Genomic DNA, 20,820 nt, shown 5'->3' with positions numbered 1-20,820 from the left:
TTAGAATCCGCACGTCAGGGTCGCTCCACAGCCGCAGCGCACCTCACCCGCACAAAGCCCCGCAGGGAGCCGCACCCTCATGGCCGAACACCCCGCCTACCCCGTAGGCCTCCGCCTCACCGGCCGCCGAGTGGTCGTCATCGGCGGCGGCCAGGTAGCCCAGCGCCGCCTCCCCGCCCTCATCGCGGCCGGCGCCTCCATCACCCTCGTCTCCCCGTCGGCGACCCCCTCCGTGGAAGCGATGGCCGACGCGGGCGAGCTGACCTGGGAGCGGCGCCGCTACACGGAGGGCGACCTCGCCGAGGCCTGGTACGTCCTGATCGCCACCGGCGACCCGGAGGCCAACGCCCGCGCGTCCGCCGAGGCGGAGCGCCACCGCATCTGGTGCGTCCGCTCCGACAACGCCGAGGAAGCCACCGCGTGGACCCCGGCGACCGGCCACAGCGAGGGCGTCACGGTCGCGGTCCTGACCGCCCGCGCGGAGGGCCGCGACCCCCGCCACACCGCCGCCATCCGCGACGCGGTCGTCGAGGGCCTGCGCGACGGCACCCTCGTCGCCCCCCACCACCGCACCCGCACCCCCGGCGTGGCCCTGGTCGGCGGCGGCCCCGGCGACCCCGACCTGATCACCGTGCGCGGTCGCCGTCTCCTCGCCGAGGCCGACGTCGTCATCGCCGACCGCCTCGGCCCGCGCGACCTGCTGGCCGAACTCCCGCCGCACGTCGAGGTGATCGACGCGGCGAAGATCCCGTACGGCCGTTTCATGGCGCAGGAGGCCATCAACAACGCCCTGATCGAGCACGCCAAGCAGGGCAAGTCGGTCGTCCGGCTCAAGGGCGGCGACCCGTACGTCTTCGGCCGCGGCATGGAGGAACTCCAGGCCCTCGCCGAGGCGGGCATCCCCTGCACCGTCGTGCCCGGTATCTCCAGCTCGATCTCCGTCCCGAGCGCGGCCGGCATCCCGGTCACCCACCGGGGCGTGGCCCATGAGTTCACCGTGGTCAGCGGCCATGTGGCCCCCGACGACGAGCGCTCCCTGGTCGACTGGCCCGCCCTCGCCCGCCTCACCGGCACCCTCGTGATCCTGATGGGCGTCGACAAGATCGGCCGGATCGCCGAGGCGCTGGTGGCGAACGGCAAGTCCCCGGACACGCCGGTCGCCCTGATCCAGGAGGGCACCACGGCCGCCCAGCGCCGGGTCGACGCCACCCTCGCCACGGTCGCCGAGACCGTGCGGACGCGGGAGGTCAAGCCGCCGACGGTCATCGTCATCGGCGAGGTCGTGAAGGTGGGGCCCGAGGCGAACGCGTGACCCCCGGGGGAGACCACCCCGGAACCCGTAGCGGAGCGGAACCGTAACCACCGGTAACCCGACCCGTCCCAAGCCGTTGGCACCACACCCAGGACAAGGCAGTATCACCCTGTGGCCGATCTCATCACCGTTGAGGACCCCGACGACCCGCGCCTGCGCGACTACACCGGCCTGACCGACGTGGAGCTGCGCCGCAGGCGCGAACCCGCCGAGGGCCTGTTCATCGCCGAGGGCGAGAAGGTCATCAGACGGGCCAAGGAAGCCGGCTACGAGATGCGCTCGATGCTGCTCTCCGCCAAGTGGGTCGACGTCATGCGCGACGTCATCGACGAACTCCCGGCCCCCGTCTACGCGGTCAGCCCCGAGCTGGCCGAACAGGTCACCGGCTACCACGTGCACCGGGGCGCCCTCGCCTCCATGCAGCGCAAGCCCCTCCCGACGGCCGACCAACTCCTGGGCGCCGCACGCCGGGTGGTCGTCATGGAGTCGGTCAACGACCACACCAACATCGGCGCGATCTTCCGCTCGGCCGCCGCCCTCGGCATGGACGCGGTCCTGCTCTCCCCGGACTGCGCCGACCCGCTCTACCGTCGTAGCGTCAAGGTCTCCATGGGCGCGGTGTTCTCCGTCCCGTACGCCCGCCTCGACACCTGGCCCAAGGGCCTGGACGCGGTCCGCGACGCCGGTTTCACCCTGCTCGCCCTCACCCCGGACGAGAAGGCCAAGTCCCTGGACGAGGCCGCCCCGCACCGGATGGACCGCGTCGCCCTCATGCTCGGCGCCGAGGGCGACGGCCTCTCCACCAAGGCCCTGATGTCCGCCGACGAATGGGTCCGCATCCCCATGGCCCACGGAGTCGACTCCCTCAACGTGGGCGCGGCGGCGGCAGTGGCTTTCTACGCGGTTGCCACGGGCCGTCCGGAACTCTGAGAAAGAGCTGAGCCCCGTAAGGGACGCGGGGAACCGCGCGATCAGCACCCACGCACCCGCGGCGAACAACCGAGCGGCAGTCCCGAGCCCTGTTTCCGCTGCCCGGAGCAACCCCTCAACCGCTGCCCAGCTCCACGACCGTCCGCTCAGGCCGGAGGCCGTCCCCGTCGAGCCCCCGAGACGGCCCCTGACACCCCTGCGCCGTAGCGATCCCGAGCGCCGCCAGCAACGTCACCACGACGAACACGAACAACCGCTGCCGCAGCAACCGGGGATTGGCGGGCCGCCGCCCCGTCCCATTGGTCCGGGGCGCGGGCCGCCCGGCCCCACTGCGCGGAGCGGGCCGCTTCCCGGTGGTGTTACGGGCGGGCGCGGGCCGAGCCCCCGACCGCGACCCACCGCCGGTACGCGCACCGCCCCCGCCCGTGCGGGACCCGTTCCGGGGCGGCGGCGTACCGGGCGCGCCCGACCGGCCCGGCTGAGTCCCACGGGTCTCCGGCGGCTGCCGCAGCGTCCGCTGCTCGACGTACTGCTCCGCGAGCCGCCCCGAGGGCCGGTCCGGATCGCTGCGCGGCGCGGGCGGCCGGACATCGGCCATCCCCTGCGCCTCACGGGCGGCGATCTCCTTGAGCCGCAAGGACAGTTGCAGCGTGCTGGGCCGCTCCTCGGGGTCCTTCGCCAGACACGCCCGCACCAGCGGGGCCAACGCGTCCGGCACTCCGCGCAGATGCGGCTCCTCGTGCACCACCCGGTAGAGCATGACCTCCGAACTGCCGTGTCCGAAGGGCGAGTCGGAGGTCGCCGCGTAGGCGAGCGTGGCCCCGAGGGAGAAGACGTCCGTGGCCGGAGTGACGGCGGCCCCGCGCACCTGTTCGGGCGCGAGGAAGCCGGGTGATCCCACGGCCGTACCGACATGGGTCAGGGTCGAGGCCCCGGTCGCCCACGCGATTCCGAAGTCGATGATCCGCGGGCCCTTCGGGGACAGCAGGATGTTGGACGGCTTGAGATCCCGGTGTACGACGCCGGCCTCGTGCACGGCCACGAGCCCCTCGGAGAGGGCGGCACCGACGGCGGCCACATCGGCGGCCGACATGGGGCCTTCCTCGGCGACCTTGTCGTGCAGCGAGGGCCCCGGCACGTACTGCGTGGCGAACCAGGGCCGGTCCGCCTCCAGGTCGGCGGCGACCAGCCGGGCGGTGCACCCGCCCCTGATCCGCCGCGCGGCCGACACCTCGCGCGCGAACCGCGACCGGAACTCCTGATCCTCCGCCAGATCCGGCCGGATCACCTTGAGCGCGACGCGCTGTCCGCGCCGGTCGGAGCCCAGGTAGACGACGCCCATGCCGCCCGCGCCGAGCCGTCTGTGGATCCTGAACGAGCCGACGACGCGCGGGTCCTCGCGCCTCAGGCGCATCATCGCCATGTTCATCCCCGCTGCCCGTTCCGTCTGACGAGCCACAGCTTACGTTTCCGCGGCCGGGCGTGCGCAGAGGCCGCGCCCTCGCGACCCCATCGATTGTCAGTGCCGGATGGGAAACTTGAAGAGTGGTCAGGGAACAGGAGTTCGGGCCGGTGTTGGGCTGCCCATGATCCCAACCACCCACCTAAGAAGGGGGATTGAACCCGTGAAGGGTGACCGTGTGGAGATAGTCGTGGACGCCGGGGACACGACACGTACCTACGAGGTGATCGCGAGCAGGGCGGGCCGCAGGGTGGAGACGGCGGTACGCCGAGGTGTCGTGGAAGTGAGCGAAGTCACCCGCAACGGCACAGTGGTGCGGACGGCGCGATTCATGGCGACCAGGGTCCTGGCCCTCGTCGAACAGCCGGTGCCCCGCGAGGCCGACTCGGAGCGGACCGCGTAACAGAAGGGGCAGACCGGGCGTCCCTTCCGGGAAGACCCCGAGACCTGGGACCTCGTCTCCACCCTGGGGAGTACACCGCAGGTCATCGCTCATCCTCCGGGAGGCCCGCCAATCGGTACGAGGGCATGACGACCCCGACCCGCCGCCCGCCTAGATTTGAGGTCAAGCGGCGGGTGCAGCACTCGTCCCCCGAGGTCAGGTACCCGCCGCTGCCAACCACAGAGCAAGATCTACGAGAAGGTCAGAGGAGGGACCATGGCCCACACGGCACCGCGGACCGCGATCCGCACACGGGAGCGCAGGACGTTCACCGCCGACCGTCGTCCGGGCCGTCGCCACCCCTTGGTGGCGACCGCGATGGTCCTCCCTCTGGCGGCCCTGCTCGTGTACGCCTTCGGCGGCTGGGAAGCAGTGGTCACACAAGCGTCGTCCGTGGGTGTGATGCTGGGGCGCTGAGCGCGACCCCAGGCCCGGAAGAGCGGTCCGGGCGGGGACATCCACCCATGAAACCCCGTGGGGACGGGGGTGCGGCGGACGGCAAATAAACGCCCGCGCAGCTGGGGAGCTGCGCGGGCGTTGCTCTGCCCCCACCCACTACGGCCCCGCATGCCACCGCTCCGCCCCCACACGACCCACCTCACCCCCGCACCCTCACCCACCCCCCCCACCCTCCTGCGGGCAATCGTGCCGCTGGGGCGGCACGGGTGGGCGCAGGCGGCGCCTCGTGACCGCCGAGCAGCGGGACCTCCCCCGGCCCGCCCAGGCAACGCGCACCGGAAACGTAGGCTCGACGCCGACGCCGTACGCCGACGGCAGCACGCCACAACGCAGGGGACCCCATGACCACCACCGCCCCAGGCACCGGTCCAGGCACCGGCACCGCCGCCGTACTCCCCGCCCTCAAAGCGAAGCTGCGCCGCACGGCCCACCCCGAATCCACCCCCTGCTCCCACCCCGACACCGTCCTCGCGGAACGCGCCGACGGCACGGTCGTCCGCCACGCGCACACCGTCGCCAAGGCCCACGCCCCCCACACCGACCCCACCCACCTCACCCTCCGCCTGAAGGCCGCCACCTCCCACCCGGACACCCTCCTCGCCCCCCTCCACCCGACCCCCACCCCCCTCCACGACCGCCTCGTCACGTTCTGGCCGTACGGCACCCCGGTCGACCCCGAGTCCCCGGAACACGCCCCCTGGGAGGAGGCGGCCACCCTCCTCGCCCGCCTCCACCACCGACCCCCACCCCCCGGCCTCCCACCCATGCGCGGCCCCGCCAAGGCCGCCCAGGCCATCACACGCCTCAAGGCCGCCGCCCCCCACCACCCCGCCACGGCCCCGATACTCCGCGCCTGGCACACCCTCCCCGCCTGGGCCAGGGCCGAGACCCCCATGCCCGACACGAGCACCCTCTGCCACGGTGACCTGCACCTCGGCCAACTCGTCCGCCACCCGGCGACGACCGGCCCCTGGCGCCTCATAGACGTCGACGACCTGGGCGTGGGCGTCCCCGCCTGGGACCTCGCCCGTCCCGCCGCCTGGTACGCCTGCGGCCTCCTCCACCCCGACGACTGGACCCGCTTCCTCACCGCCTACCGACAGGCCGACGGCCCGGCGGTCCCCGCCCACGGCGACCCCTGGCCCGTACTGGACGTACCGGCCCGCGCACTCACCGTGCAGACCGCGGCCCTCGCGATAGCGAAGTCCACGGCGGCCGGCCAGCCCCTCGACGACGCGCAGCGGTCCGTTGTGGACGCATGTGACCGAATGGGAGGCATCCCGCCGGAGTTGACCGACGCATTCCCGAAGTAGGGTGCAACCGACCGCGGCCGGGCAGTGTCTGTCCTGGCGTAACGCGAAGCAGTGAAGCAGCACCGAACGTCGAGGAGTTGATCCGAACCATGCACATGCAGTGTCCGAAGTGCCATGCGCCGATGCACACCTACAACCGCAATGGCGTCCAGATCGAGCAGTGCAGCGGCTGCCGCGGGATCTTCCTCGACTACGGCGAGTTGGAGGCGCTGACCCGTCTGGAGGGCCAGTGGGCCGGCGGCCCGGCCGTGCCCCCGCCGCCGGCCGCCCCGCAGTACCCGTCGGGCGGCGGTCACCACGCGCCCGCCTGGGGTGCCCAGCACGGAGGTCACCACGGCGGTCATCACGGGGGCCACGGACACCACAACCGCGGCTTCGGCCACATGCTGTTCTCCAGCTAGGCCACGACGAAGCCCCCGGCCGTACGAGACGGCCGGGGGCTCGGTGCGTGTGGACGATACTGGGATTGAACCAGTGACCTCTTCCGTGTCAGGGAAGCGCTCTCCCGCTGAGCTAATCGTCCGGGAGGGGTGGTGCGTGCTGCGTGCGCGATACTGGGATTGAACCAGTGACCTCTTCCGTGTCAGGGAAGCGCTCTCCCGCTGAGCTAATCGCGCGAGGACCCGATGGACCGGATCAGTGGACGATACTGGGATTGAACCAGTGACCTCTTCCGTGTCAGGGAAGCGCTCTCCCGCTGAGCTAATCGTCCTTGGAGGTGGAGACGGGATTTGAACCCGTGTAGACGGCTTTGCAGGCCGTTGCCTCGCCTCTCGGCCACTCCACCAGGAGTGCGGGGTTTCTGGAAGATCCCCCACGTTCCTGCGAGCGGACGACCAGGTTCGAACTGGCGACCTCAACCTTGGCAAGGTTGCGCTCTACCAACTGAGCTACGTCCGCTTGTCGTTTCCGTTTCGCTTCCGCGTCCCGGCGACGAGTTGAACTCTAGCGGATTCCGGGGCCAGCACAAAAACGCGTTTGTGCAGCGTGCTGCGGTACGTGCGGTCCGGGACCCGGCCGGGCCCGCCCACCAGGGCACCCGTCCTAGACTCGGCAGTGTGCCCGACCTCCCTCCGCTCGCCCGCTTCGGCAACCTCCTGGCCACCGGTCTCACCGATGTGACCAGCGACGCCGCCGCCCTGGACTCCTCCGGCCTCTGGGCCGTGTGCGCGGACTACGAGGGCGGTCTGGTGTGCGCGCGCTTCCGTGACGTACGCCGCGAGCCCGCGCCCGCTCCGGTGCCGGGGGAGTGGCGCGGTCCGGGTGTCGGCGACTGGACGTCGTCGCTCGACCGCGCCGCGTACACGGCGGGCGTACGCCGGATACGCGAGCACATCGCCGCCGGCGAGGTCTACCAGGCGAACCTCTGCCGGGTGCTGTCGGCGCCCGTCGCACCGGACGCCGACGTGGACGCCCTGAGCGCGCTGCTGGCCCGCGGCAACCCGGCACCCTTCGCAGGAACGATTCGCCTCCCGGATCACGGCGTCGAGATCGCCACCGCCTCCCCCGAACTCTTCCTGCGCCGCGACGGCCGGACCGTCGAGTCGGGCCCGATCAAGGGCACCGGACGCACCGAGGCCGACCTCCTGGAGAAGGACTACGCCGAGAACGTCATGATCGTCGACCTGGTCCGCAACGACATCGGACAGGTCTGCGCCACCGGCACCGTGACCGTCCCCGACCTGTGTGTCGTCGAGAAGCACCCCGGGCTGGTGCACCTGGTGTCGATGGTCCGCGGCGAACTGCGCGCAGACGCCGGCTGGCCCGAGCTGCTCGCCGCCGCCTTCCCGCCCGGCTCCGTCACCGGCGCCCCCAAGTCCAGCGCCCTGCGGATCATCGACGCCCTGGAGACCGCCCCGCGCGGCCCCTACACCGGCGGCATCGGCTGGGTCGACGCCGACCGGGGCACCGGAGAGCTGGCCGTCGGCATCCGTACCTTCTGGATCGACCGGGCGGCCGGCGAACTGCGCTTCGGCACCGGCGCGGGGATCACCTGGGGGTCGGACCCCGAGGCGGAGTGGCGGGAGACCGAGCTGAAGGCCGCCCGGCTCCTCGCGGTAGCGTCGGGGACGTACGAGGCGAGTGGGAGGACCCTTACGTGAAGATCTGGCTCGACGGCGGACTGCAGGACATCGACTCCGCCCGTGTCTCCGTCCTCGACCACGGACTGACCGTGGGCGACGGCGTCTTCGAGACCGCGAAGACGGTCGACGGACGGCCGTTCGCACTGACCCGCCACCTCGACCGGCTGGCCCGCTCGGCCCGCGGACTCGGACTGCCCGAGCCCGACCTCGACGAGGTACGCCGCGCCTGCGCCGCCGTCGTGGAGGCCAACCCGGTGGCACTCGGCCGGCTGCGCATCACCTACACCGGCGGCGTCTCCCCGCTCGGCTCCGACCGCGGCGACCACGGCCCGACCCTCGTCGTCGCCCTCGGCGAGACCGCCCGGCGCGCCGACTCCACCGCCACGATCACCGTCCCGTGGACCCGCAACGAGCGCGGCGCCCTCACCGGCCTGAAGACCACCTCGTACGCCGAGAACGTCGTCGCTCTCGCCCGCGCCCACCACCAGGGCGCCACCGAGGCCCTGTTCGCCAACACCGTGGGACAGCTCTGCGAGGGCACGGGCTCCAATGTCTTCGTCGTCCTCGACGGCGAGATCCACACCCCGCCCGTCGTCTCCGGCTGCCTCGCGGGCATCACCCGCGCCCTTGTCGTCGAGTGGACCGGCGCCCGCGAGACCGACCTGCCGCTGGACGTCCTGGACCGCGCCGACGAGATCTTCCTGACGTCGAGCCTGCGGGACGTGCAGTCCGTGCACCGCGTCGACGCCCGCGAACTCTCCGCGACCCCGGGCCCGGTGACGGCCAAGGCGATGCGGGTCTTCGACGAGCGCTCGGGCGACGACCTCGATCCGTAAATGCTGAATACATGCAGCAGACTCCACACGCTGTGGCGGGTAGAACACCCCTGATGACCACCACCCTGCGGCCCATCGAGCCGCTTCAGCACGCCGCCGACGGATCCCGTTCGCGCCGCTACCAGGTGTGTGTGAACAGCCGTCCCGTCGGCCGGATACACCTCGGTACACGTCCCGACCCCGGGTCCACGGCCGCCCGGATCCTGGACCTCCGGATCGACGAACCGGACCGGCGGCGCGGCCGGGCGACCGTCGCCGCGCTCGCCGCCGAGGAGGTGGCCCGGGGCTGGGGCTGCCGGCGGATCGAGACGTCCGTCCCGGCCGGTGCCGAGCCCGCCCTGCGGCTGACCCAGGCACTCGGCTACGTCCTGCGGAACCGCAGCATGAGCAAGGCCCTCGACGGCCGCCCGCCCGAACTGCCCGACGGCAGCCGGGGCCGGCCCATGACGGAGGCCGAGTACGGGCCCTGGAAGGAGGCCGGGCTGGAGGGCTACGCACAGGACCTGCTCACCCGCGGCGTGCCCGAGGCGGAGGCGTACGGGAGGGCCGCCGAGGACTATCTGCGCTGCATGCCGCAGGGCGTGGCCTCCACCGGCAACCTCGTCAGCGTGCTGGAACACGAGGGCACGAGAGTCGGCACCCTCTGGCTGTGGCTGACCGACGACAGAGCCTTCGTCTACGACGTGGAGGCGGACGCCGCGCACCGCGGCAGAGGACACGGCCGTACGCTCATGCTGCTGGCCGAGGCCCAGACGGTGGCGGCCGGGAAGCCCGCCCTCGGGCTCAACGTCTTCGCGGGGAACGTCCGGGCCGAATGCCTCTATGAGTCGCTCGGCTACGAGACGACGACCCACCACCTGTACAAGCCACTGCTCTGACACGCCGACGCTCCGCTGGGCCGACGGGCCTCCGGGAGGCGCCGCGCCGGGCTCAGGCGCCCCCGGCCAGCAGCCGGTCGGCGATCTCCTCGATCCGCTCCCGCAGGCCCGCCTGGCTCTTGCCGCCGTCGAGGCGCTCGCCGCCGATGACATACGTGGGCGTGCCGGTCACACCGATCGCCTTGCCCTCGGCCTGGTCGGCGTCGACGATCAGGATGTGCCGGCCGTCGATCAGCGCGGTGTCGAACTCCTCGGCGTCCAGCCCGAGTTCACGGGCCGCCTCGACGAGGAACGGCTCCCCGACGCGGTCCAGCTCCTCGACCCGGCCGAGTACGGCCTCGATGTACGGCCACGCCCGCCCCTGCTCCGCGGCCTCCTCGGCGGCCTGCGCGGCGGCGAAGGCGTGCTTGTGCTTCTCCAGCGGGAAGTGCCGCAGCCGTACGTCGAGCCGGTCTCCGTAGCGGGCCCGCAGCGCGCGGATGTCGTCGAGGGCGCCGCGGCAGTCGGGACACTGGAGTTCGCACCAGACGTCCAGGACGACGGCGGACGGCACGGGGGAGGAGTCGCTCATGGGATCAGTCTCCCAGCTTCCCGGACGTGAGCCGGACTCCCACCGGACCCCCGCCGGACCCCCGCCGGACGTGGGCCGGCCGGGGGCGGGACGGGGGCGGGACGGGGCGCCGACCCCGAGACGACCCGGAGATGTCCCTGAGGTCTCCCCCGACCGTGGCATATCGGACGTGTGGCGGTGCAGGATGGAAGGGACGGAACGAGACCGCCCGCCCGAGCACCGCATGGAGGACCGGATGATTGCCGAGACAGTCTGCGCCGCCGTGTCCGCTGCAGGCCTGGGCATCGCCGCGATCACGGCGTACCGGAAGCGTTTCCTCAGGGCGACCCGTATCGCCGCCTATTCCCTGGTGCCCCTCGGCCTGGTGATGACCGGGGTCGTCGAATGGGTCGCCGACACCGCCTTCAGCCCGACCGCGTGGGCCGGCTTCGGGGTCCTCGGCGCCGCCTGGCTGCTCTTCATGACCACCCGTGCCGTGGAGCGGCGCCGCGGAGTCACCGGCAAGGAACGCAAGGCGGCCAAGGCGTCCCGCACCGAGGCGATAGCCCCGGCGGCCTCGGCGCCCTCGCTGGGCCAGGGCGTCCGACCGGCGGCCCGCCCGGCGGCGTCACCCCGGGCGGGCGGTTCGGGGACGTCCGCGTCGGACGACTTCAGCGACATCGAGGCGATCCTGAAGAAGCACGGCATCTGACCCGGAGGAGCCGGGCGTACGGCCGCCGAGGCACCGCGGACTGAAACGACACAGAAGGTCGGGCGGCGGCGTCGAAGTGATCACGATCGCTCCGTACGTTGTGGATATTGGCGAACTCTCCGTCATTCCGGGTGGGTTGATCGCGCGGAGGGTCTCCGCTGCGTCATCATCGCCGCGAGATGCTGGACACAACACAGAGCGACACCGTCGTCCCACCGGAGGAGCGGCGAGGATGTCTCTTCGCTCTCTCCCAGCCACCGCTGATGATCTTCCTAGCGGTGATCGGCTGCCTGCTGCTCATGGCGTCACTGCACGATCTGCTGATGCTCTGAGCCGTAAACGGAGCCCCTGACGCCACCCGTCGAGGGCTCCGTCAGCCCCGTACGCCGCCCCCTCGCTGTCGGCCGGACGCCGTCCGTCAGCCCGCCGCCTCCTTGCGGCGTGCCCGGTACGCGGCCACATGCAGGCGGTTTCCGCAGGTGCGGCTGTCGCAGTAGCGCCGTGAGCGGTTGCGGGAGAGGTCGACGAAGGCGCGCCGGCAGTCGGGGGCCTCGCAGCGGCGCAGCCGCTCCTGCTCCCCGGCGACCACGAAGAAGGCGAGCGCCATGCCGCAGTCGGCCGAGAGATGGTCGGCGAGCGACGCGCCGGGCGCGAAGTAGTGCACATGCCAGTCGTAGCCGTCGTGATCGGTGAGCCGGGGGGTGGTGCCGGCCGCGGCGATCAGATCGTTGATGACCGAGGCGGCCGAGGCCGCGTCGGGCGCGGCGAAGACCTCGGCGAACCGGCCGCGGACCTTGCGCACGGCCGCGAGATCGAACTCCGACAGCACACCGACATCGCTGACCTCGTGGTTTCGTACGAAGTCGGCGAGCGCCGCGACAGTCGCGAGCCCGTCCGTCGCCGTGTCGTCGTCCGGCGCGGTGTTCACCAGATCCACCACGGCGTCGAGGGAACACCGGGTGTCGTGGGTGATCAGCACGTTTCGCTCCCTGGCCTGCGCGGGTCGGGCGGGCGCCCGTCGATGCTGGCCGATGGTAATCGCTCGGCGAGGCGGTGGGCCGGTGCGGACCGTCCCGGAGCGCCCTGGTACGAGCGGAACGGGCCAGGGGAGCGATTGGTGCCCGGTTCCCGTCGCGCTCGGTGACGACAGGGCGACGCCGCCGCGCGGAGGTCCGCGACGACGGCGTCGTTGGGTCGGCCTGAAAGCCGTATTCGGTTGTCTTGGCCCGAGCCGTCTCCCCGAGTGGACGGCGCCGGGCGGCTCTCTGGGGCCTCGCCCTAGCTCTCGGCCAGGATGTGGGAGAGCTCCTGGTCGAGGTCGAAGTGCCGGTGCTCCGTGCCGGGTGGCACGGCGGCGTCCGTGCGCTTCAGGAAGGACTCCAGGGCCCGCGCCGGGGCTTCGAGGAGGGCCTCGCCCTCCGGGGAGCTCAGGGCGATGCACACGACGCCCTGGCCGTGACTGCGCGACGGCCAGACACGGACGTCGCCGGTGCCGGTGGGCCGGTGCAGGCCCTCGGCGAGGAGGTCGCGGGCGAACACCCATTCGACCGTTTCCTCTGCTCCGGTGTGGAAGGTGGCGTGCACGGCGTAGGGATCGGCCGTGTCATACCGCAGTCCCGCGGGAACAGGCAGTGAGGACTCGCTCGACACAACGAGGCGCAGGTGCAGCTCGCAGCTGACCGTGGTGTTCATAAGCGCCAAGGCCTTTCGCTCAGTGTGCGCTCGGGGATTCGCACGTCGGCGAAATCGACATGCCACCTACGGTGCCGTTGTAAACCCCTCTGGGAGTTTTGCGTCGCTTTTGGTAGCTCATACGGCCGAGACCGTCTTCTGTGGGTACGACCATTCCGGTGACCGGTTTCTCTCCGGTAGGGTTTGGCCGTATGGACACGGGGAGTTACGGGACGGGGGAGGTCGCCGTGGCGGCCGACGGAACGAAGAGTGACACAAACGTAGCGAACAGTGAGGCCGATGTGGCCAAGAACGAAGCGCCGCTCGGATCTCGTGCGCCGGAATTCGTCAGAGCCCGGCGGATGCTGCACCTCAGCTGGCAGGTGGCGATCTTCGTCGTCGGGCTCGCGGTGGTGGTCGCGGGTGTGATCATGCTGCCGCTGCCCGGCCCCGGTTGGATCGTGATCTTCGGCGGCATGGCGATCTGGGCGACCGAGTTCGTCTGGGCCCAACTGGTGCTCCGCTGGACCAAGCGGAAGGTCACCGAGGCCACCGAGCGCGCCCTCGACCCCAAGGTGCGGCGGCGCAACATCATTCTGACGACGATCGGCCTGGTGATCGTGGCCGTTCTCGTCGGTGTCTACGTCTGGAAGTTCGGCTTCGAGATGCCCTGGAACATCAAGGACCAGTGAGCGCGGGCAGGGTGGCGCGGGGATTGCGAACCTGGTCGGGGGCACCCCCTGACATGGGGTAATGTTCTTCCTGCGTCCGGGCGATTAGCTCAGTGGGAGAGCGCTTCGTTCACACCGAAGAGGTCACTGGTTCGAACCCAGTATCGCCCACCGGATGACGGCGGCCCGGTCCACGGAAACGTGGACCGGGCCGCTTCTCGTCGTGGCCGCGCGAAGGTGTGCGCGGCGCCGGCCGGGCCGTGCGACTCCTGGAGATCCCGTATGCGGTGAAGGTCGGTCGGCGGTAGTGCCGCCCGTGAACCCGCCCGCGAACCCGCCCGGATATGGCCGGATCCAGTGCTTCTCCCGCCTCGCCCGGGACCCGCTTCCGGCCGGTCCGCCGTGCTCCGGAGGTGCTCCGGGTGCGGTCCGGGTGCGGTCCGGCGGGAGGCGCCGCGGTCGTCCCGCTGACTCCTTTCAGCCTCATGCGTTCGCCGTCCGGCGACCCTGGACGCGTTCGACCTGTCGATCGCAACTCCCCTACCTGCGCTTTCGGTTGACCTGCCGTCACCTGCGGCGCCGTCGCCCCCGGGGCGGCGGCCGATCCGCTTTCCATCAATTCCTGTCCGAATCATTGACGTCACCTGAGGGGCTCCGTACCTTGTGCCAGCAAGCGCTTACTTGAAACGATTCATGGCGCGGGACTCGGCGTCGCGGGGAGGCTCAACCATGCAGCAAAACAGGAACGTTGAGAGGCGGACGGTCCTCAAGGCGGCGGGAGCCTCACTGGCCGTCGCGGGGCTGGGGGCGACGGCCACGGCCTGTGGTGGTGACAGTGGCGCGGGGGACGGGACGGTGACGATCCGTTACGCCTGGTGGGGTGCGGAGGACCGCGCGCAGCGCATCAAGAAGACCATCGCGCTATTCGAGAAGAAGTACCCGAAGATCAAGGTGAAGACCGACTTCCAGGTCTATCCCGACTTCTGGAAGAAGTTCAACACCCAGGCCTCCGGTGGAAATCCGCCGGATGTGTTCCAGAATGCCATCGGTTTCCTGCGGAAATATGACGCGAAGAATGTACTGCTCGATCTGAGCCCACAGGTCGAGGCGGGCAACCTCTCCCTGGACGGCTTCAGAGCCGGCCTGGAGAAGTTCGGCGAGGTCGACGGAAAACTGCTCGGCGTCCCGGTCGGCTCCAACTCGATGGCACTGGTGATCGACAAGCCCGTCTACACCAAGTCCGGGGTGAAGCCGGAGCAGGGCTGGACCTGGGACGACTTCGACGCGGCGATGAAGAAGATCCGGGAGAAGGCGGGCCGGGCCGGCGACAGCGGCATGTACGGCGTCATGTACCTCTACGACCTCTATCTGCGCCAGAACGGCAAGGCGTTCTTCACCGAGGACGGGCTCGGCTTCACCGAGGCCGATCTGAAGGCCTGGTGGGCGAAGGCCGAGAAGGGCCTCGAAGAGGGTCTCTACGCCGACCCCAAGAAGGTCGCCCAGATCAAGCCCAAGTCGGCGGTCGCCGCGGAACTGGCCGCCGGTGAGTTCACCTGGGACAACTTCACCGTCCGCTACACCTCCGAGGGCAAGAGCGAGTACGGTCTCGCCCCCATCCCCACCACCGACGGCAAGAGGACCGGCCAGTACCTCGGCTCCCTCATGCTCAGCGCCTCCAAGCGCACCCAGCACCCCAAGGAGGTCGCGCAGTTCATCGACTTCATGGTGCACGAGCCCGAGGTCGCCAAGATCATGGGCTACGACCGGGGGGTGCCCGCCACCCAGGCCCAGTACGACGCCTACCAGCCGACGGACCCGGTCAACAAGGCGATCGCCGAGTACGAGGAGTCGCTGGTCGCGGCGGGTGTCCTGGAGCCCATCACCCCGCACCCGAACGGCGCGGACATCTGTGAGGCCGCCTTCCTGCGCATCGGTGACGAACTCGCGCTGGGCACGCGCACGGTGGACGAGGCCGTCAAGCAGTTCTTCACCGAGTCGAAGACGGCTCTCGGCACCTGATGGGAACCACCGTGACACACGCCCCTGCGACGGAGGGCCTGTCCAAGGACGAGCGCTCCGAGCCGCGGCACGGTCCGGCCGACGCCCCGAGCCCCGCCGCGCTGCTGCGGCGGGGCCGCCGGGAGAACCTGGCCGGCTATCTCTTCATGTCCCCGTGGATCGCCGGTTTCCTGCTGCTCACAGCGGGGCCGATGATCGCCTCGCTCTACTTCGCCTTCACCGACTACAACCTGTTCGACGCGCCCAGGTGGATCGGCCTCGGCAACTTCTCGGAGATGTTCGCGGACCCGCGCTGGCGCCACTCGGTGCGGGTGACGCTGTGGTACGTCGTCGTCGGGACACCGCTCAAGCTGCTGCTGGCCCTCGGTGTGGCGCTGCTGCTGGCCCAGAACCGACGCGGCCAGGCCTTCTACCGGGCCGCCTTCTACGCGCCGTCGCTGATCGGGGCCAGTGTCTCCGTCGCGATCGTGTGGAAGGCGATCTTCTCCGACGACGCGATCGTCGACCGCACCCAGCGGATCTTCGGCATCGACGCCGGCGGCTGGATCGGCGACCCGGAGCTGATCATCTACAGCCTGGTGGCGCTGACCGTCTGGCAGTTCGGCGCGCCCATGGTCATCTTCCTCGCCGGTCTCAAGCAGGTCCCGCGTGAGCTGTACGAGGCCGCCGAGGTCGACGGGGCGGGCAAATGGCGGCGGTTCTGGAACATCACCCTGCCGATGATCTCCCCGGTCCTCTTCTTCAACATCCTGCTGGAGACGATCCACTCGTTCCAGATCTTCAGCTCGGCCTACATCGTCGGCGGCGGCGCCGGAGGCAACGCCTGCGGTCCGGCCGACGGCTCGATGGTCTACACCTGTTATCTGTACGTCCAGGGCTTCGAGAACAGCCGGATGGGCCTGGCCTCCGCCATGGCCTGGCTGCTGCTGGTCGCGGTCGCGCTGGTGACGGCGGTGCTGTTCTGGTCCCAGAAGCGCTGGGTGCACTACGAGGAGGGTGCCTGATGAGCGCACAGGCCACCGAGATCACCCCCGCCCCGGCCCCGTCCGCGCGGGCGGGCGCCCTGCGCCGCAGGCTCCCCGGTTCCCTCGCCTGGCACATCGGGGCGCTCGCCGTCCTCGCGGTGATCCTCTACCCGGTGATCTGGGTGATCGGCGGCTCGCTCAAGAAGAGCGAGGACATCGTCGGCAGTCTGGACCTGCTGCCGAGCGACCCGATCCTCACCAACTACACCCGGCTCACCGACGGCATCGCCGACATCCCGATCTCCACGTTCTTCCTCAACTCCCTCACCCTCGCCCTCGGTTCGGTGGTCGGGATCCTCGTCTCCTGCTCACTGACCGCGTACGCCTTCTCGAAGATCAAGTTCGCGGGGCGCAATCTGCTCTTCACACTGATGATCGGCACGCTCCTGTTGCCCTACCACGTGCTGCTGATCCCGCAGTACGTGCTGTTCCGCAACATGGAGATGATCAACACCTACACTCCGTTGCTGCTGCCGAAGTACCTGGCCACGGAGGCGTTCTTCGTCTTCCTGATGGTGCAGTTCATGCGGAACCTGCCCAAGGAACTCGACGAGGCGGCCCGGCTCGACGGCTGCGGGCACTTCCGGATCTACTGGTCGATCGTGCTGCCGCTGTGCCGGCCCGCGCTCATCACCAGCGCGATCTTCACCTTCATCAACGCCTGGAACGACTTCATGGGCCCGTTGATCTATCTGAACGAGCCCGACAAGTACACGGTCTCACTCGGGCTGAAGATGTTCGTGGACCAGGACGCCGTGGCCAACTACGGAGGCATGATCGCGATGTCGCTGGTGGCGCTGCTGCCGGTGCTCGCCTTCTTCCTCGCCTTCCAGCGCTATCTGATCGACGGCATGGCCACCTCGGGTCTGAAGGGCTGAGGTGAGCTGACCATGGCCCTGACCCGCACGCGGAACCGCACCCGTGACCGCGTTCCCGCGAAGTCCGCCGCGCCCCGTGAGGAGTCCTTGCTCGCCCAGCGGTTCGCGCTGTTCGCCGAGTGTCTGCTCACCGGGGTGTGGATCGCGCTGGCCTCGCTGCCGCTGGTGACGTACCCCGCCGCGTTCGCCGCCGGTTCGCGGCATCTGCGACGCCGTACGGCCCATGAGGGCGGCGGATGGCGGGAGTTCGTGGCCGACTTCCGGGCGGCGGTGCGCGGCGGCTGGCTCGTCGGGCTCGCCGGCTGGGCGGCGCTCGCGGCCGTCTGGGTGGACGTCCTGGCCGTACGCGCCGGCATCCCGGGCGGGCCGCTGGTCGGCGCGATCGGGGTGCTCGCGCTGATCGGCGCCGTCGTCGCCGGGCTGCGCGCGGCGGCGCTCTGGCGGCCGGGCACCACCTGGCGGGCCCTGCTCGGCGCGGCCGTGCGGCGGACCGTGCTCGACCCCGCCGGATCCTTTCTGCTCGTCGGCGGGCTGGCCGTGGTGGTCTGCTCCGCCTGGTTCGTCGCGCCGCTGGCGGTGCCGGTCCTCGGGGCCGTCGCGGCGGCGGCCCTCGCTGTGGAGGAACGGCACCGGCGCCGCCGCTGACCGTGGCGGCGGTGCCCCGCACCCGGGTCGGCGCCTCCGGAGGCGCCGCACCTCTCTCTGTCATGCCCCTGACTAACCCGCACGCAAGACTTCCCGTACGGAAAGGATAAGGCCATGCCCCCCATCGACCGCAGGTCCCTTCTGAAGGCGGCCGCCGTCGCCGGAGCCGCCGCGCAGTTCAGCTGGGCGCTAGGGAGTTCGCACGCACAGGCCGCGCCCGGAGCCGAGGCGGCGGAGGCGGAGCCGGTGACCCTGGACTGGCTGGAGGACGGCGGGCTCGGCGCCGCACCCGGATCGACGGTGGGCGTGCCGTGGCCGAAGGGCGCGTACGAAAAAGAACAGTCGTTTTCCTTGACCGACGCGGACGGCAAGGCCGTGGCCGTGCAGTCCTGGCCGATCGGCTACTGGCCCGACGGCTCCGTGAAGTGGACCGCGCACGCGGTGGGCGCGGGCGCCGGTGCCGGCAAGCTCACCCTCGCCGCCGGCACCCCGGCCGCGCCGGAGAAGAAGGTCACCGTCGACAAGCGCGGCGGCACCATCGACGTGTCCACCGGGGTCATCACCGCGAAGATCGGCAAGTCCGGCTCCACCCTCGTGAAGTCCGTGCTGCGCGGCTCCACCGAGATCGCCCACACCGGTCGGCTGGTCCTGCTGCGGCAGCCGGAGATCGAGGACGGCGACCAGGGCACCGAGAAGTACGAGCGGTTCGAGAGCGTCATCGACGAGGTGGAGGTCGAACAGGGCGGGCCGGTCCGCGCGGTCGTCCGCATCGACGGCAAGCACCGCAAGGGCAGCCGCAGTTGGCTGCCGTTCTCGATCCGGCTCTACTTCTACGCGGGCGCCGAGTCGTTCCGCATGGTGCACACCCTCACCTTCGACGGCACCCAGGAACCCGGCAAGGCGAGCGGCGACTTCATCCGCGGCATCGGCGTCCGCTTCAAGGTCCCGATGCGGGACGCCGCGTACGACCGGCACATCCGGATCGGCGGCGAGGGCACGGGGCTGCTGCGCGAGGCGGTGAAGGGTGTCACCGGGCTGCGGCGCGACCCGGGTACGGCGGTGCGTACGGCCCAGTTCGAGGGGAAGAAGCTGCCCGACCCCTCCACCTGGGACCAGCGGGTCACCACCCGTCTCCAGTACATCCCCGAGTGGGGCGACTACACGCTCTCGCAGCTGTCCGCCGACGGCTTCGCGGTCCGCAAGCGCACCAAGAAGGGCCACGGCTGGATCCCGGCCGGCGGCGGCCGACGGGCGAGCGGCTTCGGCTACGTCGGCGGCGCGTCCGGCGGGTTCGCCTTCGGGCTGCGGGACTTCTGGGAGAAGTTCCCCGCCCAGCTCGACATCCGCGACGCCCACACCGACACCGCCGAGGTCACCCTCTGGCTCTGGTCGCCCGAGGCCCAGCCCATGGACCTGCGCTTCTACCACGACGGCATGGGCCAGGACACCTACCCCGAGCAACTCGAAGGCCTCAACATCACCTACGAGGACTACGAGCCCGAGTTCGGCACCCCCTACGGCATCGCCCGCACCAGCGAACTCCTCTTCTGGGCCCATGAGTCCACCCCGGGCGCCGAGGACATGGCCAGGCAGATCGACGCCGTCCGGACACCCCCGCAGCTCGCCACCCCGCCCAAGCAGCTCGTCAAGGCGGGCGTCTTCGGCGGGCTGTTCGCCGAACCGGACCGCTCCACCGCGGCCAAGGCCAAGATCGAGGACCACCTCGACTTCCTCTTCACCTATTACAAGGACCAGGTGGAGATGCGCCGGTGGTACGGCTTCTGGGACTACGGCGACATCATGCACAGCTACGACCCCAGCCGTCACCAGTGGTGCTACGACGTCGGCGGCTACGCCTGGGACAACTCCGAACTCTCGCCCGACCTGTGGCTCTGGTTCGCCTACATGCGCTCCGGACGCGCGGACATCTTCCGCTTCGCCGAGGCCATGACCCGCCACACCGGCGAGGTCGACGTCTACCACCTGGGCAAATGGGCCGGCCTCGGCACCCGCCACGGCGTCCAGCACTACGCCGACAGCGCCAAGCAGCAGCGGATCGCCAACACCACGTACCGCCGCTACTACTACTTCCTCACCGCCGACGAACGCGTCGGCGACCTCATGCACGCCAACGTCGACTCCGACGAGACGTTCCTCGTCCTCGACCCCATCCGCAAGATCCGCACCGAGCCCTACACCCCCGACCGCAACGCCCTGTCGATCGGCTTCGGCACCGACTGGTCGGGCCTGGTGTCGGCATGGCTGACCGAGTGGGAGCGGCGCGGCCCCAAGTGGGAGAAGGCCAAGGCGCGCGTGCTGTCGACCATGGAGACGATCGCTGCCCAGCCCAACGGCTTCGTCCAGGGCAGCGCGCTCTACGACCTCGACACCGGCCGGTTCGCCGTCGCCACCGAGGCCAAGGTCGGTGTCTCGCACCTCTCGGCGATGTTCGGCCTGGTCGAGCTGAACGCCGAACTCCTCGACCAGATCGAGATGCCGAAGTTCAAGGAGGCCTGGCTCGACTACTGCCGCTACTTCAACGCGACGAAGGCGGAACAGGCGGCGCGCTACGGCTCCAACTTCGGGAGCCTGCTGCTCTTCCAGGGGCACTCGCGGCAGGACGCGTACGCGGCGGTCCAACTCGGCGACGACAAGCTGGCGGCCCGTGCCTGGCGGCAGTTCTACAACAGCGCCGACACCTGGGACTACAAGGAGTCGACCGACTGGTCCACGAAGAAGATCGAGGGGCCGACGGCGCTCGTGCCCGGCAGCGAGGCGGCGTGGGTGTCGACCAACGCGACCGCGCTGTACGGGCTGGCGGCGATCCAGAACCTGGCGCTGGTGGGCGACAAGATGCCGTAGCGCTCCGCTGGGTTGAGCAGGGGGGCTGCGGGGCGCCTGGGGTTGGTGGGGAACTGCGGGATCGTTTTGGC

At 70.6% G+C, this 20,820-nt stretch carries 21 protein-coding genes and 6 tRNA genes; 18 read left to right on the top strand and 9 right to left on the bottom strand.

Annotated elements, in window-relative coordinates; all coding sequences use genetic code 11:
* Positions 1 to 79: 79 nt before the first annotated feature.
* A complete protein-coding gene (gene cobA / locus F9278_RS07280) occupies positions 80 to 1,312 on the top strand; it encodes a uroporphyrinogen-III C-methyltransferase (RefSeq protein WP_152167541.1) in 1,233 nt (410 codons plus the stop codon).
* A gap of 111 nt (positions 1,313 to 1,423) precedes the next feature.
* Positions 1,424 to 2,242 carry a TrmH family RNA methyltransferase gene (locus F9278_RS07275; protein WP_152167540.1) on the top strand — a complete coding sequence of 273 codons (819 nt, stop codon included), beginning with the start codon at positions 1,424 to 1,426 and terminating at the stop codon, positions 2,240 to 2,242.
* Between the two features lie 115 nt (positions 2,243 to 2,357).
* On the opposite strand, the gene F9278_RS07270 is transcribed toward F9278_RS07275, so the two are convergent.
* Positions 2,358 to 3,671 (bottom strand): serine/threonine-protein kinase, encoded by a 1,314-nt coding sequence (locus F9278_RS07270; protein WP_193241397.1) that lies wholly within the window; start codon positions 3,669 to 3,671, stop codon positions 2,358 to 2,360.
* A 196-nt stretch (positions 3,672 to 3,867) separates the two neighbouring features.
* On the opposite strand from F9278_RS07270, the gene F9278_RS07265 reads away from it, so the two are divergent.
* From F9278_RS07265 to F9278_RS07250, 4 genes are all read left to right on the top strand, one after another.
* Complete coding sequence (locus tag F9278_RS07265) at positions 3,868 to 4,107, top strand: hypothetical protein (protein WP_152167538.1); 240 nt, start codon at positions 3,868 to 3,870, stop codon at positions 4,105 to 4,107.
* Between the two features lie 255 nt (positions 4,108 to 4,362).
* A complete protein-coding gene (locus F9278_RS07260) occupies positions 4,363 to 4,563 on the top strand; it encodes a hypothetical protein (RefSeq protein WP_020114444.1) in 201 nt (66 codons plus the stop codon).
* A 383-nt stretch (positions 4,564 to 4,946) separates the two neighbouring features.
* Positions 4,947 to 5,918, top strand: coding sequence for a phosphotransferase family protein (locus tag F9278_RS07255; RefSeq protein WP_152167537.1), 972 nt, complete (start codon positions 4,947 to 4,949; stop codon positions 5,916 to 5,918).
* 95 nt (positions 5,919 to 6,013) lie between these two features.
* Entirely contained in the window at positions 6,014 to 6,319 is a 306-nt protein-coding gene (locus F9278_RS07250) for a TFIIB-type zinc ribbon-containing protein (protein ID WP_152173734.1), read from the top strand.
* Positions 6,320 to 6,369: 50 nt separating this feature from the next.
* On the opposite strand, the gene F9278_RS07245 is transcribed toward F9278_RS07250, so the two are convergent.
* The 5 genes from F9278_RS07245 to F9278_RS07225 form a co-directional block, all read right to left on the bottom strand.
* Positions 6,370 to 6,441, bottom strand: a tRNA-Val gene (locus tag F9278_RS07245).
* A 22-nt stretch (positions 6,442 to 6,463) separates the two neighbouring features.
* Positions 6,464 to 6,535 (bottom strand) — tRNA-Val (locus tag F9278_RS07240).
* A 23-nt stretch (positions 6,536 to 6,558) separates the two neighbouring features.
* Positions 6,559 to 6,630 (bottom strand) — tRNA-Val (locus F9278_RS07235).
* A gap of 1 nt (position 6,631) precedes the next feature.
* Positions 6,632 to 6,705: transfer RNA gene (locus tag F9278_RS07230), tRNA-Cys, on the bottom strand.
* A 40-nt stretch (positions 6,706 to 6,745) separates the two neighbouring features.
* A tRNA-Gly gene (locus F9278_RS07225) sits at positions 6,746 to 6,818 on the bottom strand.
* Positions 6,819 to 6,976: 158 nt separating this feature from the next.
* On the opposite strand from F9278_RS07225, the gene F9278_RS07220 reads away from it, so the two are divergent.
* The 3 genes from F9278_RS07220 to F9278_RS07210 are packed head-to-tail and all read left to right on the top strand — an operon-like array spanning position 6,977 to position 9,716.
* Entirely contained in the window at positions 6,977 to 8,020 is a 1,044-nt protein-coding gene (locus F9278_RS07220; RefSeq protein WP_152167536.1) for a chorismate-binding protein, read from the top strand.
* On the top strand, positions 8,017 to 8,838 hold the full coding sequence (locus tag F9278_RS07215) for an aminotransferase class IV (RefSeq protein WP_152167535.1): 822 nt from the start codon (positions 8,017 to 8,019) through the stop codon (positions 8,836 to 8,838). The genes F9278_RS07220 and F9278_RS07215 overlap by 4 nt, the downstream gene beginning before the upstream one ends.
* A 53-nt stretch (positions 8,839 to 8,891) precedes the next feature.
* On the top strand, positions 8,892 to 9,716 hold the full coding sequence (locus tag F9278_RS07210) for a GNAT family N-acetyltransferase (protein WP_152167534.1): 825 nt from the start codon (positions 8,892 to 8,894) through the stop codon (positions 9,714 to 9,716).
* 52 nt (positions 9,717 to 9,768) lie between these two features.
* Here the strand turns inward: F9278_RS07210 and F9278_RS07205 are convergent, their stop codons facing one another.
* Positions 9,769 to 10,287, bottom strand: a complete 519-nt coding sequence (locus F9278_RS07205; protein WP_152167533.1) for a DsbA family protein — start codon at positions 10,285 to 10,287, stop codon at positions 9,769 to 9,771.
* 235 nt (positions 10,288 to 10,522) lie between these two features.
* Between F9278_RS07205 and F9278_RS07200 the strand changes: the two genes are divergently transcribed.
* Complete coding sequence (locus tag F9278_RS07200) at positions 10,523 to 10,978, top strand: hypothetical protein (RefSeq protein WP_152167532.1); 456 nt, start codon at positions 10,523 to 10,525, stop codon at positions 10,976 to 10,978.
* Between the two features lie 179 nt (positions 10,979 to 11,157).
* Positions 11,158 to 11,310, top strand: a complete 153-nt coding sequence (locus F9278_RS46080) for a hypothetical protein (RefSeq protein ID WP_193241396.1) — start codon at positions 11,158 to 11,160, stop codon at positions 11,308 to 11,310.
* An 86-nt stretch (positions 11,311 to 11,396) separates the two neighbouring features.
* Here the strand turns inward: F9278_RS46080 and F9278_RS07195 are convergent, their stop codons facing one another.
* Both F9278_RS07195 and F9278_RS07190 read right to left on the bottom strand, forming a co-directional pair.
* Complete coding sequence (locus F9278_RS07195; protein WP_152167531.1) at positions 11,397 to 11,957, bottom strand: CGNR zinc finger domain-containing protein; 561 nt, start codon at positions 11,955 to 11,957, stop codon at positions 11,397 to 11,399.
* 299 nt (positions 11,958 to 12,256) lie between these two features.
* Positions 12,257 to 12,670, bottom strand: a complete 414-nt coding sequence (locus F9278_RS07190) for an SsgA family sporulation/cell division regulator (RefSeq protein ID WP_004002642.1) — start codon at positions 12,668 to 12,670, stop codon at positions 12,257 to 12,259.
* A gap of 191 nt (positions 12,671 to 12,861) precedes the next feature.
* Between F9278_RS07190 and F9278_RS07185 the strand changes: the two genes are divergently transcribed.
* From F9278_RS07185 to F9278_RS07155, 7 genes are all read left to right on the top strand, one after another.
* Positions 12,862 to 13,341 carry a TIGR02611 family protein gene (locus tag F9278_RS07185; protein ID WP_152167530.1) on the top strand — a complete coding sequence of 160 codons (480 nt, stop codon included), beginning with the start codon at positions 12,862 to 12,864 and terminating at the stop codon, positions 13,339 to 13,341.
* Positions 13,342 to 13,419: 78 nt separating this feature from the next.
* A tRNA-Val gene (locus F9278_RS07180) sits at positions 13,420 to 13,491 on the top strand.
* A 558-nt stretch (positions 13,492 to 14,049) separates the two neighbouring features.
* Positions 14,050 to 15,339, top strand: a complete 1,290-nt coding sequence (locus F9278_RS07175; RefSeq protein WP_152167529.1) for an ABC transporter substrate-binding protein — start codon at positions 14,050 to 14,052, stop codon at positions 15,337 to 15,339.
* Positions 15,339 to 16,343, top strand: coding sequence for a carbohydrate ABC transporter permease (locus F9278_RS07170; protein ID WP_193241395.1), 1,005 nt, complete (start codon positions 15,339 to 15,341; stop codon positions 16,341 to 16,343). The genes F9278_RS07175 and F9278_RS07170 overlap by 1 nt, the downstream gene beginning before the upstream one ends.
* Positions 16,343 to 17,242, top strand: a complete 900-nt coding sequence (locus F9278_RS07165; protein WP_152167527.1) for a carbohydrate ABC transporter permease — start codon at positions 16,343 to 16,345, stop codon at positions 17,240 to 17,242. The genes F9278_RS07170 and F9278_RS07165 overlap by 1 nt, the downstream gene beginning before the upstream one ends.
* A 12-nt stretch (positions 17,243 to 17,254) precedes the next feature.
* Positions 17,255 to 17,887 (top strand): hypothetical protein, encoded by a 633-nt coding sequence (locus tag F9278_RS07160; protein WP_152167526.1) that lies wholly within the window; start codon positions 17,255 to 17,257, stop codon positions 17,885 to 17,887.
* 114 nt (positions 17,888 to 18,001) lie between these two features.
* The gene (locus tag F9278_RS07155; protein WP_152167525.1) at positions 18,002 to 20,749 is read left to right on the top strand and encodes an exo-rhamnogalacturonan lyase family protein; all 2,748 of its coding nucleotides are present in this window, start codon (positions 18,002 to 18,004) and stop codon (positions 20,747 to 20,749) included.
* Positions 20,750 to 20,820 lie beyond the last annotated feature (71 nt).

The organism is Streptomyces phaeolivaceus, from assembly GCF_009184865.1.
GTDB classification, from domain to species: domain Bacteria; phylum Actinomycetota; class Actinomycetes; order Streptomycetales; family Streptomycetaceae; genus Streptomyces; species Streptomyces phaeolivaceus.
Note: the sequence above shows the minus strand (reverse complement) of the source record. Positions and strands in the feature narration are given on the sequence as shown.